The organism is Streptomyces monashensis (assembly GCF_001866665.1).
Taxonomy (GTDB): domain Bacteria; phylum Actinomycetota; class Actinomycetes; order Streptomycetales; family Streptomycetaceae; genus Streptomyces; species Streptomyces monashensis.
Window position 1 is genome coordinate 16,569 of record NZ_MLYO01000119.1, and the last position, 13,992, is coordinate 30,560.

General features: G+C 72.9%; 10 protein-coding genes and 2 pseudogenes. 4 read left to right on the forward strand and 8 right to left on the reverse strand.

The features are described 5' to 3' along the window. Positions 1-20 precede the first annotated feature (20 nt). A complete protein-coding gene (locus BIV23_RS43355) occupies positions 21-1,592 on the forward strand; it encodes a hypothetical protein (protein WP_071386498.1) in 1,572 nt (523 codons plus the stop codon). A 228-nt stretch (positions 1,593-1,820) separates the two neighbouring features. Here the strand turns inward: BIV23_RS43355 and BIV23_RS43360 are convergent, their stop codons facing one another. The 5 genes and pseudogenes from BIV23_RS43360 to BIV23_RS43380 all read right to left on the reverse strand — a co-directional run bounded on the left by BIV23_RS43360 (position 1,821) and on the right by BIV23_RS43380 (position 7,311). Beyond that, the gene (locus BIV23_RS43360) at positions 1,821-4,433 is read right to left on the reverse strand and encodes a SpoIIE family protein phosphatase (RefSeq protein WP_071386499.1); all 2,613 of its coding nucleotides are present in this window, start codon (positions 4,431-4,433) and stop codon (positions 1,821-1,823) included. Between the two features lie 346 nt (positions 4,434-4,779). Next, positions 4,780-5,193, reverse strand: a complete 414-nt coding sequence (locus BIV23_RS43365) for an ATP-binding protein (RefSeq protein WP_177240248.1) — start codon at positions 5,191-5,193, stop codon at positions 4,780-4,782. Positions 5,194-5,449: 256 nt separating this feature from the next. Further along, positions 5,450-5,854 (reverse strand): annotated as a pseudogene (locus BIV23_RS43370) ((deoxy)nucleoside triphosphate pyrophosphohydrolase); the annotation flags it as partial. A 48-nt stretch (positions 5,855-5,902) separates the two neighbouring features. Then, the gene (locus BIV23_RS43375) at positions 5,903-6,094 is read right to left on the reverse strand and encodes an SPOR domain-containing protein (RefSeq protein WP_071386502.1); all 192 of its coding nucleotides are present in this window, start codon (positions 6,092-6,094) and stop codon (positions 5,903-5,905) included. Positions 6,095-6,558: 464 nt separating this feature from the next. Further along, entirely contained in the window at positions 6,559-7,311 is a 753-nt protein-coding gene (locus tag BIV23_RS43380; RefSeq protein WP_071386503.1) for a GntR family transcriptional regulator, read from the reverse strand. A 256-nt stretch (positions 7,312-7,567) separates the two neighbouring features. On the opposite strand from BIV23_RS43380, the gene BIV23_RS43385 reads away from it, so the two are divergent. Then, complete coding sequence (locus BIV23_RS43385) at positions 7,568-8,791, forward strand: serpin family protein (RefSeq protein WP_071386504.1); 1,224 nt, start codon at positions 7,568-7,570, stop codon at positions 8,789-8,791. Positions 8,792-9,340: 549 nt separating this feature from the next. Here BIV23_RS43385 and ychF read toward each other — a convergent pair. Further along, a complete protein-coding gene (gene ychF / locus BIV23_RS43390) occupies positions 9,341-10,429 on the reverse strand; it encodes a redox-regulated ATPase YchF (RefSeq protein ID WP_071373007.1) in 1,089 nt (362 codons plus the stop codon). Positions 10,430-10,591: 162 nt separating this feature from the next. Between ychF and BIV23_RS43395 the strand changes: the two genes are divergently transcribed. After that, positions 10,592-11,125 (forward strand): DUF6542 domain-containing protein, encoded by a 534-nt coding sequence (locus BIV23_RS43395; RefSeq protein ID WP_177240249.1) that lies wholly within the window; start codon positions 10,592-10,594, stop codon positions 11,123-11,125. Between the two features lie 31 nt (positions 11,126-11,156). Here the strand turns inward: BIV23_RS43395 and ppgK are convergent, their stop codons facing one another. After that, on the reverse strand, positions 11,157-11,903 hold the full coding sequence (gene ppgK, locus BIV23_RS43400) for a polyphosphate--glucose phosphotransferase (RefSeq protein WP_071386505.1): 747 nt from the start codon (positions 11,901-11,903) through the stop codon (positions 11,157-11,159). Between the two features lie 40 nt (positions 11,904-11,943). Continuing rightward, positions 11,944-12,951 carry a 4-hydroxy-3-methylbut-2-enyl diphosphate reductase gene (locus tag BIV23_RS43405; protein ID WP_071386508.1) on the reverse strand — a complete coding sequence of 336 codons (1,008 nt, stop codon included), beginning with the start codon at positions 12,949-12,951 and terminating at the stop codon, positions 11,944-11,946. Positions 12,952-13,188: 237 nt separating this feature from the next. Here BIV23_RS43405 and BIV23_RS43410 point away from each other — a divergent pair. Then, a pseudogene (locus BIV23_RS43410) lies at positions 13,189-13,902 on the forward strand (APC family permease); the annotation flags it as partial. Positions 13,903-13,992: the final 90 nt, after the last annotated feature.

Consider the following 13,992-nt stretch of genomic DNA (forward strand, 5'->3'; position numbering starts at 1 on the left):
CTGCCCATACGCTCCGAAATGTGACGTACTCGCTGATCCGGGGCCGGCCCCGGCGCGCCAAGGCGCACATACCGGTGCGGCTGGCGCACGCCGTGCTGGGTGCCGCGGCGGGGGTCGGGTGGCTGGTGTTGCCGGTGATGACGGCGGCGTCGCACGATCCGGTTCCCGCGACGGCACACGGGACAGTCGCGAGCGCCGCCGCGACCCAGCAGGGCGGTACGTCCACGGCGGACCTCGTGCTGCCCCTCGTCGCCGGGGGCGCGGCCGTGGTGCTGGCCGGTTACGGCTGTCTGCGCCGTACCCGCCGCGCCCGTACCCGCACGACGCCGGGAGTCGTCCCGGCGGCACCGGCCGCCCCCACCCCGGCGGACTTCGACCGCCAGGCCCGCACCGCGCTGGTGACGGCCGACGACTGTGTCCGTACGAGCCGGGAGGAACTCTCCTTCGTCCGGCAGCGGTTCGCACGGCCGGACACCGAGGTCTTCGCCCACGCCCTGCGGGCCGCCGAGACCGAGCTGTCGGCCGCGTGCGCGATCTGGCGGCGCTACGAGCAGGGAGTGCCGCGGGACCCGGCGGCCCGGCGGCAGGCGTTGGTCGGGGTGATCGGCCGGTGCGCGGAGGTCGGTCGCCGGTTGGATTCCGAGGCGGCGGAGCTGGACCTGCTGCGGGGGCTGGAGGGTCCGGGGCTGGCCGAGGCGCTGGAGGCCGCCGAGGAGCGCTTCCGGGAGCTGGCGGGGCGGACGGTGACCGCGCAGGAGACGCTGGCCGCACTGTACGAGCGCTACGCACGGTCCGCCGTCGAGCCGGTCACCGGGTACGTCGAACAGGCCAAGGACAGGCTCGTGTTCGCCACCGCGCGGCTCAACGAGGCCCGGCAGGCCGCCGACCGCGACGACGGCGACCGGGCCGCCCGCCGGCTGCGCGCCGCCGAGGGCGCGGTGGCGCAGGCCGAGGTGCTGATATCCGGGGTGGACCGGCTGGCCGCACAGCTGCGGGCGGCGGCCGGTCTGCTGCCGGCCGCACTGACCGGCGCGGAGGCGGAGCTGGCGGCGGCCCGGCGCGGGGGCGCGCGCAAACCCCTGCCGTACGGCGAGCTGCATGCCCGGCTGACGCACGCGGACACCGTGCTGGCCACCGTGCGCGAGGAGATGACGTCGGGCCCGTACGATCCGCTGGACGCCCTGTACCGGATGACGCGGGCGGTGGAACGCCTGGAGAACGGCCACGCGGGTGTGCTGTCCGCGGCGGCGCTGCTGGTGGCGCGCGGCTCGGTGGCCGAGGCGGAGGAGTTCATAGGGGTGCACCGGGGCGCGGTGGGCGCGGAGGCCCGGGTGCGCCTGGCGGAGGCGGTGCGCGACCTGTCCGCGGGAGACGCCGCGGGGGCCGACCGGGCGGCCCGGGATTCCCGGGACCGGGCCGAACAGGACGTCCGCTCCCACGGCACCCCGTACACCGCCGCCTCCGCGACCGCCCCCGGCGTGCCGGGCGCGGTCCTGGGCGGTGTCCTCCTCGCGGAGGAGGAGGACGGAGGCCCACCGGCCAGTTACGGGGGCCCGGAGACGAGGGGCCGCCGCCGTCTGCCACCACCGTGACGACGACCCGGAATCGTCCTCGGCCGACGCCCCGCCCGGACGAAGGCCGGCCTCGGCCGACGGAGTCGGGTAGGTGCGCGGGAGCCGGCATGCGAAGACCGGCGGGCAGGGAGTCGGTGGGTGAGAGCCAGTGGGCGGGGGTCGGCGGGTGAGAGCCGACGAGCAGAACCCGGCGCGCGGCGTCTCGGCGCACAACGTCTCGGCGCACAACGTCTCGGCGCGCGGCGGTCAGAAGAGGCTCAGCAGGGCCTCCGCCGGGTCGGTCAGGCCCGTTTCGGCGCCGGGCAGCGGCAGTTCGAACCACACCGTCTTGCCCCGCGGGGTCCGGCGGGAGCCCCATGCCGCGCTGAGCAGCCCCACCAACTGCAGGCCCCGGCCCCCCTCGTCCGTGTCCCGGGCCCGCCGGCGCCGGGGCTGTACCAGCCCCGAGTCCCAGACCTCGCACACCAGCGTCCGGTCCAGCAGCAGCCGCAGCCTTATCTCGCCCTCGCCGTACCGCAGCGCGTTGGTGACCAGCTCGCTGACGAGCAGTTCCGTCGTGTCGACCAGCGCCTCCAGGTCCCAGCTCTGCAGCTGCCCCCGGGCGTACTCCCGCGCCCGGCCCACGCTCTTCGGCTCACGCGGCAGCGTCCAGTCGCCGACCGACTCGGCCGGCAGCCCCTGTACCCGCGCCATCAGCAGCGCGATGTCGTCCTCGCCGTGATGCGTGTCGAGGGTGTTGAGGACGTGGTCGCAGACGTCCTCCAGTTGCGGGGCGGGATCGCTGAGCGCGCCCACGAACGCCTGGAGTCCTTCGTCCAGCGGATGGTCGCGGGACTCGACCAGGCCGTCCGTGTAGAGGGCGAGGAGGGCGCCCTCCGGGAGTTCGACCTCGACCTCCTCGAACGGCTCGCCGCCCACGCCCAGCGGCATGCCGGGCGGCACGTCCAGCATGAGCGCGCTCTCGCCGGGCTCGACCAGCACCGGCGGCAGATGGCCGGCGTTGGCGAACGTACAGCGTCTGGTGACCGAGTCGTACACCGCGTACACGCAGGTCGCGAGGTACACCTCGGACAGGTCGGCGTCGCGCGGCTGGCGGGCCGTGCGGCCGGCCTGCTGGACGCCCCCCGGTGTGCCGAGGCCCCGCGCGATCTCGTCCAGCGCCGAGAGCACCTCGGCGGGTTCGAGATCCAGCAGTGCCAAGGTCCGTACCGCCGTGCGGAGTTCGCCCATGGCCACGGCCGCGCGCAGACCGCGTCCCATCACGTCGCCGACCACCAACGCCGTACGGTGGCCGGGCAGTTCGATCACGTCGAACCAGTCGCCGCCCACTTCGGTCGCCGCGTTGCCGGGCAGATAGCGGCAGGCGATGTCCAGCCCGGAGGCCTCGGGGTCGCCGGGCGGCAACAGGGACCGTTGCAGGATCAGCGCCCGCTCGTGCTCCCTGCGGTACAGCCGCGCGTTGTCGATGCAGACCGCCGCGCGCGCCGCCAGCTCCACCGCCAGATCCCGGTCGCGGTCGCCGAACGGCTCGCTGCCCTTCGTCCGGGCGAACTGCGCGAGGCCCACGACGGTGTCGTGGGCCACCATCGGCACGGCCAGCGTGGACTGCACGAGGCCGCCGTCCTCGGCGGGCACGTGCTGCGGCCGGGCGGTGCGCAGGGCGTCGGCGCACGGCGAGGCGAACGGGAAGTGGTGGACGGCGCCGACCGCGACCCGCTTGCCGGTGATGCCGAGAGGCGCGCCGGAGACGGCGCTGGCGTAGGCGACACGGCGCAGTTCCGCGCTGCCGTCGGCCCGGCCGGGCGGGGTCTCGTCGCCGGTCAGCAGCCCCTGGTAGAGGTCGACGGTGGCGAGGTCGCAGAAGCCGGGGACGACGACGTCGAGGAGTTCGCGCGCGGTGGTCTCCAGGTCCAGCGAATTCCCTATGCGGGCCCCGGCCTCGTTGAGCAGGGCGAGATTGCGCCGGGCCGCGGCGGCCTCACGGGCGGCGGCCCGGCGCGCGGTGATGTCGGTGCCGAGCCAGGCGATGCCGATGGGCCGACCGCTGCCGCCGTGCACCCGGTAGAGGTTGACCGACCAGTGCCGGCGCTCCGCCGAGTTCGGCACGTGCCCGGTGACATGCATGTCGGTGATGGACTGGCCGCTCTCCATCACCCGGCGCAGGGTGGCCGAAACCCGCTCGGCCTCGCCCCGCGGCAGGTAGTCGTGCACGCCCTTGCCCCGGTGGTCGTCCGGGGAACCGCCGAAGATGGAGGCGAACCGCTCGTTGGCCCGACGGACCCTCAGATCGGTGTCGATCAGCAGGAACCCGAACGGGGACTGGCCGAAAATCGCCTGGGACGCGGCGAGGTCGGTCTCGATGCTGCGCAGCGTGCGGACGTCGACGACGATGCACACGGCGGCCTTCTCGCCCTCGGCGGTCCGGGTGGGCATGACGTAGACCTCGGCCAGCCCCTCCTCGCCGCGCGCGCCGTCGGGCGCGTCCGGCATCCGGAAGGGCACGACCCCGGTCCACTCCCGCCCGTCGAGGATCTCGGCCATCTTGCGCTGGCCGTGCTCGCGCAGGTCGGGATCGACGAAGGCCTCTATGGGGTCCATGCCGACGGCGCGCCGGGCGGGGATGCCGAAGAGCTGCTCGGCGCGCAGACTCCACTGGTCGACCAGCCCGCCGGGACCGATGGAGAAGGACGCGACCCGGATGTAGTCGTAGATCGAACCGGGCGGGCTGCTCTGCCACATGGCGTCGCCGGGTACCGCTTCGCGCCGCGCGTCGCCGTGTGCGGCAGCCACCGCGGCCTGGTTCCTCGCGCCGTCCGACGGGTCCTCGGACTCCGTGGCCTTCGCTGGTATCTCGCTCACGCGAACCGTCCCCTCCAGCTCACCGCGCCCGGCACCGGTCACCGGGGGCGGCTGCCCGCAGTATCCAGCACTACGGCGCCGCACGACACGGTGTTCACGATCACAGCATGGTCCAGGTGTTTTTCGGACCAGTCCGTGACAACACTTCCACTCTTCTAACCAGGGAGCACGCCCTCGAATCACGCAGTCGGTGACGGGTCGTGTGCCCGGGGCGCACGCCGGACGTCCGTCGCCGTCCGTACACCCCTGTGCCCCTCGTGTGCTCCCCCATCACCCCGGCCCCGCCGATGCGCCGCCCCGGTCCCGTCCGTTCATCACTACTGTTCGACTACCGCCCGCCGGTACGTCACTGCGGCAACGCGAGTTCGAACCAGACGGTCTTTCCGCTCACGCCGGGCCGGGTACCCCAGCGGCGCGAGGAACCGGCGACCAGTTGCAGGCCGCGCCCGCCCTCGTCCTCGGGCCGGGCGACGCGCTCGCGCGGCGGGTCCGGGAGCGGGTCGGAGACCTCCACCAGCAGCGTCCCGGCCCCGCCGAGCCCGGCGGGACGCACGAGCCGTACGCCGATGGGGCCGGTGGCGTGCCGCAGCGAGTTGGTGACCAGCTCACTGACCAGCAGCGCGGTCAGGTCGGCGACGCAGTCGAGACGCCAGCCGTGCAACTGGCCGCGGACCGCGGCACGCGCGGTGCGCACGGCTCCCGGCTCCGCGGGAAAGGTCCACTCGGCGCAGTCACCATCGGTGTCGATCACGCCGATCACTTCCCCGGCCAGCGAGCTTCACCCATGTCCGATTTCGTGGGGTTAATGGGCACATACCCGATATCTGGTGGGCAGTACCGTGCAACGGGGCGCACAGTGGCACGAACGGCGTACGCGGCGCTCCGCGCGAGGAGCCGTCCGCCTAGGAGCCCGGATCGCGCGGTTGCCGTGCGGCTGCGGGACCTTGCGGGTTGCTCGCGGTTCCTTGCGTGTTGCTCACGCCCCGCGACGCAGCCGTATGCCCGGGGAGTCCCGCACCCGATCGGGCCAGCGCCTCCCGGACCGCCGGGACGTCCTGGTCCAGCCAGGCGACGTCCCAGATCTCGTCCGGCGTCAGCCAGCGCAGCTCGTCGTGGTCCTGGAGGGGCCGGGGCGCGGGTGAGCCGGGGCGCAGGCGGGCGGTCCACACCCGCAGGACGTACGGCGCCCTGAGCGGCCATTCCCCCGGCACGCGCCCGACCGGCTCGGCGTCGACGCCGAGTTCCTCGCGCAACTCGCGCGCGAGGGCGTCCTCGGGGCGCTCGCCCGGCTCGACCTTGCCGCCGGGCAGTTCCCAGCGTCCGGCCAGATCGGCGGGCGCGCTGCGGCGCGCCGCGAGCAGCCGGCCGCCGTCGAACAGGGCGGCTCCCACCACCACGATCCGGTCCGCGCGGGGTGTCATGGGCGTGCTGGGCGTCATGCAGCGGAGCCTACGGGAGGCCGCCGGGGGTCAGTTGCGCGCGCCGTCCCCGTTCTGCCCGATGCGCTCGACCCAGTAGACCTGTTTGTGGCCCCGGTCGTCGAGACTGTCGGCGATCTTCTGGGCCTCGGCCCGGGTCGCGTACCGGCCCACGCGGTAGCGATTGCCGTTGTCGTCCTGCCGTATCACGATCCAGGGCAGGGAGACCGTCCCCTCATTCATGGCTCCCACCGCCCCCGGCACTCCGTGTCGCATGGCCGCACCCTCCCCCACTCTCGGCGGCGCTCGCGCGGGGGCACCCCCATCCCGCCTCGGACCCCCGCCGGGCCCCGCCTAAGGAAACCGCAATCCGCATATGCCCGAGCGTACGCCCAACCTTTACTCAGCGAATACGCCTTTTCACAAAGAGGTACGCAACCAGCCAGAACACCGGGGGCGCACACGTACGAATGCGCCGTCGTGAACGCCACCGTCGTGCGTCGCGGGCATATCCGAGTGACCGGTGACCACCTGGGAAAACGGCCGGATCGCGGTGGCAGGCCGAGGCCGGGAGGCGGGCGCACGACCGGGTGGACATGCGCACGGAGCGCCGAGGGTGTGCGCTACCTCACTCCGAGGGGCGCGCGCACCCGCCCGCCGACGGCCGCGCACCCGCGCTCACCGGCAACCATTGAACGGCCGCGCGGTCATCTCACCGGCAGGTGGTACGCCGCCCGGTACCGGTCCGCCGGGATCACCACGTCGGCGGTCTCCACGGGGCGGCCGGAGGCGTAGTACGTGCGCTGGATGACGAGGACCACATGGCCGGGGACCCCGCCCAGCACATGCAACTCCTCGGCGAGGCCGGGACGGGCGCCGACCTCCTCCGTGACGTTGTCCACGATGACGTCGATGGCCCGCATCCGCTCGGCCACACCCATCCCGCCGAGCGGCCCCTCCTCGGGCAGCATCACCGGCGTACGGCCGGTGAGGGCGAGGGGCTCCCAGGAGGTGGAGAGCATCATGGGCTCTCCGGCGTCCCGGAACAGGTACTTGGTGCGCATCACCCGGTCCCCGGCCTGGATCGCGAGCCGCTCGGCGATGGCGGCCCCGGCCGGCGCCTGCTCGCTGCTGGACTCCCAGGTGCCGCGCACGGAGGCGTCGGCCTGCTCCTGCCGGAAGGGCGTGGCACCGCCCGTCGGGCGGTATCCGGAGCGGGCCACCCGGCGCGGCACCGGCCGCTCGCGCACATACGTCCCCGAGCCGGAGCGGCCCTCGACCAGCCCCTCGGCCATCAGCACCTTGCGGGCCTCCAGCGCCACCGTGTCCGAGACGCCGTACTCCTCGCGGATGCGGGCCTGGGAGGGGAGACGGGTGTGGGGCGGCAGCGAACCGTCGACGATCTTCTTGCGGAGATCACCTGCGACGCGCAGGTACGCCGGCTGCTCACCGAAAGTCACTGGCCGCTCCTATCAGGTTGTACAGACAGCAACAGCGTGGCAACCGTGGGTTGTGCCGTGCAAGCAAAGGCCAGAGAATCACTCGATGTGATGACATGAGGCAGGGGAGGGCTTTACCCAGGCACTTTCTCCCCCGTATAGGCGCGCTCACACCTCCGCCCGGCCCGCCCGTCGCCCACGGGGGCGCGGGACCGGGACGCCGGTACCGATACGGTGCTTCCGGGCGGGAACAGTCACAGAACGGGTGGGGGCGGCAATGACCACGGCAGGAACGACCCTGACGGGGAGTCGGGCGAGCGCGGAGACGGTCCGGGCGGTGAACCGACTCACCCGGCGATGGGCGCCGGCCGCGCAGGACGGCACGGTGTTCTCGGCGACGGGCGTCTGGCCCCTGCTCGCTTTCCTGGCCGACGGATCCGCGGGCCCCGCCCGCGCGGAACTGGCCGAGGCACTGGGGGTGCCGGCCGGCCAGGCGGCGGGCGCCGCACGGGAGTTGCTGGCCGCGCTGGCCTCGGTGTCCGGCCTGGACGCGGCGCTCGGCCTGTGGGCGCACCAGGGGCTGCCCCTGCGCGAGGAGTGGCGGGCCGGGCTGCCGGCGGGGACGTACGGGGTGTTCGGCGACGACCTGGCCACCGCGCAGGAGCGACTGGACAGATGGGCGTCCGAGCGGACCGGCGGTCTGGTCGAGCGCATGCCGGTGACCCTGACCCGGGACGCGCGGATGGTGCTGGCCGGCGCGCTCGCGCTGCGTACGACCTGGCGCCAGCCCTTCGACGAACAGCCGCTCCGCCCGGACACGGGCCCCTGGCAGGGCCGTACCCTGCGCGGGCTGCACCGGCGCGGCCCACGCCCGGACCGGGTGGGCGTGGCGGGCACCCCGGACGGCTTCGTGACGGCGCTGACGGTGCCCGGCGACAACGGCATCGACGTCCACCTGGTGCTCGGCGAGGAGCGGATGACTCCGGGTCAGGTGCTCACGGCCGGGGTGGAGATCGTGGAGCGGGCACTGCCGCTCACCCCGGGCGGCACACTGCCGCACGGGCACGTGGGACCGGGCCTGTACGTGGAACAGCAGCCGACCGTCAGTCCCGAACCACCCTCGCTGGACGTGCGGACGGTGGCCTACGAAGTGCGCGCCGATCACGATCTGCTGTCCCTGGCCCCGCTGTTCGGCCTGACGGCGGCGTCGGGCGCGGACCACGGCCACTTCCCCGGCATCAGCCCCCACCCGCTCGCCGTCGGCCAGGCCCGCCAGTCGGCGCTGGCCCAGTTCGGCCCACTGGGCTTCCGGGCGGCGGCGGTGACGGCGGTGGCAGAGGTGTACGGCAGCGCGCCTCCGCAGCCCCGCTACGAGTCCACGGTCGTCCGCGCCGTCCTCGACCGCCCCTTCGCCTTCCTCGCCGTACACCGCGACTCCCGGCTGGTGCTGGCGGCGGGCTGGGTGACGGACCCGACGCCGTATCCGCCCGCATGGGCCTAGAGAGCGACGGGCGCCTGCTCACAGATCTGCGGATCAGACGTCCGGCTCTGCCCGCCGGCCCCGCCGAAATCCCAGTCGCGGCCGAGCAGTTCGGCGACGAGGGCTTCTCTTCCAGGTCAGCCGAGCGCGTCCAGGGTGGCATCGGGTGGCCACAAGCGAGGCGTACTCGATCACGGCGGTGAGAAGGAACTCCGCGAGATCGCTCGGCTTCACCGCCGTATCCGCGTCTACGGACGTCCGGTCGACGGTGCGTGCGGTCACGTGATCGCACAACGCGGTGCGCCTCGCGCGGTTCGTGTCGGCGAGGGCCGGCGTCACACCTCCCTCCGCCGGATCTGCGCGACCAGCCGGACATGGGCGGAGAACCCTCGCGACCGGCGGACACGTAGGTCACCGCGCGCCTGCGATCTCTTGGGGTACCCGGCTTCACCCTGACCACACTGTGCGCAGCCACAGTCGGCAATCCCCGAAGGGGCCGGGCTCTCAGCAGCCCGACCCCTTCTGACCCGTATGTCTGCCACGTCAGCGACGGAGGCTCACTTCATCCGCTCACACGTTGAAGCGGAACTCCACCACATCCCCGTCCTGCATCACATACTCCTTGCCCTCCATCCGCGCCTTGCCCTTGGCGCGGGCGTCGGCGACCGAGCCCGTGGCGAGCAGGTCGGCGAAGGAGATGACCTCGGCCTTGATGAAGCCCTTCTGGAAGTCGGTGTGGATCACGCCGGCGGCCTCGGGGGCGGTGGCGCCCTTCTTGATCGTCCAGGCGCGGGACTCCTTGGGGCCGGCCGTGAGGTAGGTCTGCAGGCCGAGGGTGTCGAAGCCGACGCGGGCGAGGGTGGCGAGGCCGGGCTCGTGCTGGCCGACGGACTCCAGCAGCTCCAGCGCCTCTTCCTCGTCCAGCTCGGCGAGGTCCGCCTCCAGCTTGGCGTTGAGGAAGATCGCCTCGGCGGGGGCGACCAGGGCGCGCTGCTCGTCCTTGAAGGCGTCGTCCGTCAGCTCGTCCTCGTCGACGTTGAAGACGTAGAGGAAGGGCTTGGTCGTCAGCAGGTGCAGGTCGTGGAGCAGCTCCGCGCGCTCGGTGCCCTGGAGGATGCCCTGGGAGAAGAGGGTGTCGCCCTTCTCCAGGATCTCCTTGGCCTCCTCGACCGCCTTGACCTTGGGGGCCACGTCCTTCTTGATCCGCGACTCCTTCTGGAGGCGCGGGAGGACCTTCTCGATCGTCTGGAGGTCGGCGAGGATCAGCTCGGTGTTGATCGTCTCGATGTCGTCCTTCGGCGAGACCTTGCCGTCGACGTGGACGACGTTCTCGTCCTTGAAGGCGCGGATGACCTGGCAGATCGCGTCGGACTCGCGGATGTTCGCGAGGAACTTGTTGCCGAGGCCCTCGCCCTCGGAGGCGCCGCGCACGATGCCGGCGATGTCGACGAAGTCGACCGTGGCCGGGAGGATGCGCTCCGAGCCGAAGATCGAGGCCAGCTGGGCCAGGCGGGCGTCGGGGACGCCGACCACGCCGACGTTCGGCTCGATCGTGGCGAACGGGTAGTTGGCCGCGAGCACGTCGTTCTTGGTCAGGGCGTTGAAAAGGGTCGACTTGCCGACATTCGGCAGACCGACGATTCCGATCGTGAGCGACACGTTGCGACTTCCCGTGGATGAGTGGGCGATGAGTGGGCGCGATCCACCAGTTTACGGCGTCGCCGTCGACCGGCTCGCGGGAGCGTCGAACGCCCGACCAAGCTCTGCTCACCGGCGTGTCTGATGGCCGATTCGGCACATAAACAGACCTAAGTTGGTCCAGTGGAGCAACACGATAAACGACCCCCGAACGACGGAACGCGACACGGCACACCGCCGCACGCGCAGCTTCCCCCGCAGGCCCGGAGCGGCCCCTGGGCGGGAGCGGGTCAGGCGGGGCGGCAGGCGCGTGTCGCGCGGCCGGCGGCGGGGGCGCGACTGCCGAATCCCCGGCTGACCGGGCTGGGCAGCGGGTTGTTCTGCACGGTCGTGATGTTCCTCCTCGGCTGCCTGGACGCGCTGCTGTTCGGCGCGTCCATGACCACGTACGGCGTGCTGTTCCTGCCGGTGTGCGTACTGACCGCGCTGTGGGTGCGCGAGGGAGATCTGCTGACCGCTCCCGTCGTCCTGCCGATCGCGTTCACCCTCGGGCTGTTCCCCGTCGCCGACGGGAAGGCCGGGGTGCTCGCCCGGCTGGTGGGGGTGTTCACCGGGCTCGCCACCCAGGCCGGCTGGCTCTACAGCGGGACGCTCGTGGCCTGGGTCGTCGTGCTCGTCCGGCGTGTGAGCTGGGTGCGCGGTCGCCGCCGGACCTGAGCAGCGGGGGCCGCGGGACCGCCGAGGCCGCCTACCCGTGCTCGGCCGCGCTCATCGCCGCCCCCACGATCCCCGCGTTGTTCTGGAGCTGCGCGGGGACCATCTCGGCTCTGATGCCCTCGATGAGGTGCAGGAACTTGTCGGACTTGCGGCTGACCCCGCCGCCGATGATGAACAGCTCGGGCGAGAAGAGCATCTCCACATGGGCCAGGTACTTCTGGACGCGGCGCGCCCAGTGCTCCCAGGTCATGTCGCCGTCCTCCTTGGCCTTGCTGGAGGCGCGCTTCTCGGCGTCGTGGCCGTTCAGCTCCAGGTGGCCCAGCTCCGTGTTCGGCACGAGGACGCCGTCGACGAAGACGGCGCTGCCGATGCCCGTGCCGAAGGTGAGCAGGATGACTGTGCCCCTGCGGTCGCGGCCGGCGCCGAAGCGCACCTCGGCGACGCCCGCCGCGTCCGCGTCGTTGAGGACGGTCGCCGGGAGTCCGCCCAGCCTGCCGCTGAACAAGGCGCGCGCGTCGGTGTCGATCCAGCTCTCGTCGACGTTCGCCGCCGTACGGACCATGGCGCCGCCCGTGACCACTCCGGGGAAGGTCAGGCCGACCGGGCCCGTCCAGCCGAAGTGGTCCACGACCTGCTTGACCCCGTCGGCCACACCGTCCGGTGTCGCCGGATGCGGGGTGAGCACCTTGCAGCGCTCCTGGGCCAGCTCGCCCTTGTCCAGGTCCACAGGGGCGCCCTTGATCCCGGATCCGCCGATGTCCACGCCGAAGATCTGCATGGCACCACGTTACGACGGACCACTGACAGTCACGCCGCGCTCACGCCCCGGCCGCGCCGCTCCCGCCGCGCTCGGCGACCAGCTCGGCGGCCTCTTCCCGCAGGTCACGGCGGAGTTCCTTGGGCAGCGAGAAGGTGATGGACTCCTCGGCCGCCCTGACCAGCTCCACGTCGCCGTAGCCGCGCTCGGCGAGCCACTCCAGCACCTGCTCGACCAGCACCTCGGGCACGGAGGCACCGGAGGTGACACCGACGGTGCTCACGCCCTCCAGCCAGGCCTCGTCGATCTCGGCGGCGAAGTCCACCAGGTGCGCGTCGCGGGCGCCGGCCAGCTTGGCGACCTCGACCAGCCGCTTGGAGTTGGAGGAGTTGCGCGAGCCGACCACGATGACCAGCTCGGCCTCGGCACCCATCTGCTTCACGGCCAGCTGGCGGTTCTGCGTGGCGTAGCAGATGTCGTCGCTGGGCGGCGAGACGAGCCCCGGGAACTTGGTCTTCAGGGCGTCGACGGTCTCCATGGTCTCGTCCACGGAGAGGGTGGTCTGGGAGAGCCAGACGACCTTCGAGGGGTCGCGGACCTCGACCTTGGCGACGTCCCCGGGGCCGTCCACGAGCTGGATGTGCTCGGGGGCCTCGCCGGAGGTGCCGATGACCTCCTCATGGCCCTCGTGCCCGATCAGGAGGATGTCGTAGTCCTCCTTGGCGTACCGGACGGCCTCCTTGTGGACCTTGGTGACCAGGGGGCAGGTGGCGTCGATGGTGGCGAGCCGGCCCCGCGCGGCCTCCTCGTGCACGACCGGGGCGACGCCGTGCGCGGAGAACATCACGATGTTGCCGGGCGGCACCTCCTCGGTCCGCTCGACGAAGATCGCGCCCTTCTTCTCCAGGGTCTGCACGACGTACTTGTTGTGGACGATCTCGTGCCGGACGTAGATCGGCGCCCCGTACTGTTCGAGGGCCTTCTCGACGGCGATCACGGCGCGGTCCACACCCGCGCAGTAACCACGGGGTGCGGCGAGCAGGACACGGCGGCCAGTCGAAGAGGTCATGCGTCCCATCGTAAAGCCCGTGCCGGCCCGTCTTCGGCCGCCGTCGGCCGCGTTCGGGCGCGCGGCGATCACGTGCGCGTGACCGCGCGGGGAACACTGACCGGCATGTCCGACACCGGTACGACGGCTGCCCCGGCCGACGAGCGGGGCCGGCTGCGGCGGGGCCTCGGCTGCCGGGACCTGGTGGTCCACGGGCTGCTGGTCATCGCCCCCATGGCGCCGGTGGGCGTGTTCGGCATGGGCTTCGACGCGACCGTGACGTTCGCCGAGGAGGTCACCGGGGGCTCGGCGAAGGTGGCGCGGGCGCTGCTGTGCTGCCTGGCGCCGGCCGGTGTGCTGTTCGTGGCGCAGAGGTATCTGGTGGCCCTGCTGGAACCGGTGACGTCCGCGCGGCCGGCCGCCGATCCGGCCCGGCAGGGCTCCGCGTTCTACGAGCCGTGGACGCCGCCGTCGGACGCCGGCCGCACGACTTGGTGGCCGCGAGCAAGGCGATCGGGGCGGCGTGCGCGGCGCTCGCCGGGCAGGCGGCGGCCGGGCGCCTGCTGTTCGCGATGGGCAGGGACCGCCGCCTGCCCCGTGCCCTGCCCCGGACGGACGGCGGGGTGCCGCGGGTCGTCCTGCTGCGCTCGGCGGTGATCACCCTGCTCACGGCGGGCTGGGCGGCCCGGCACGCCGACGGCCTGGACAGGCTGGTCTCGGTGGTCGGCATCGGCGCGCTGACCGCCTTCACGCCGCTGCACGCGAGCGTGGCGGGCTGTTTCGCCGTGCGGCGCCGGGGCCGGAGCCGGTCGGCTGGTGGCGGCACGTGCTGGTACCGGTGGCCGGCGGCGATCACGGTCGCGGTGGGGCGTGGAGGCGAGCCGGCCCGCCCTGGTGGTGGGCGTGCTGTGGCTGGTGATCGGTCTGCTGGTGTTGGTGGGACAGCGGGGGCGGACCCGGGTTCCCGGGTAGCGGGGCCGTGGCCGGGCGGGGAGGGCTCCGTGGCCGAACCGGGACCGGGCGTGACCGGGACCGCGACCGGGGCGGGAACCGGGACCGGGC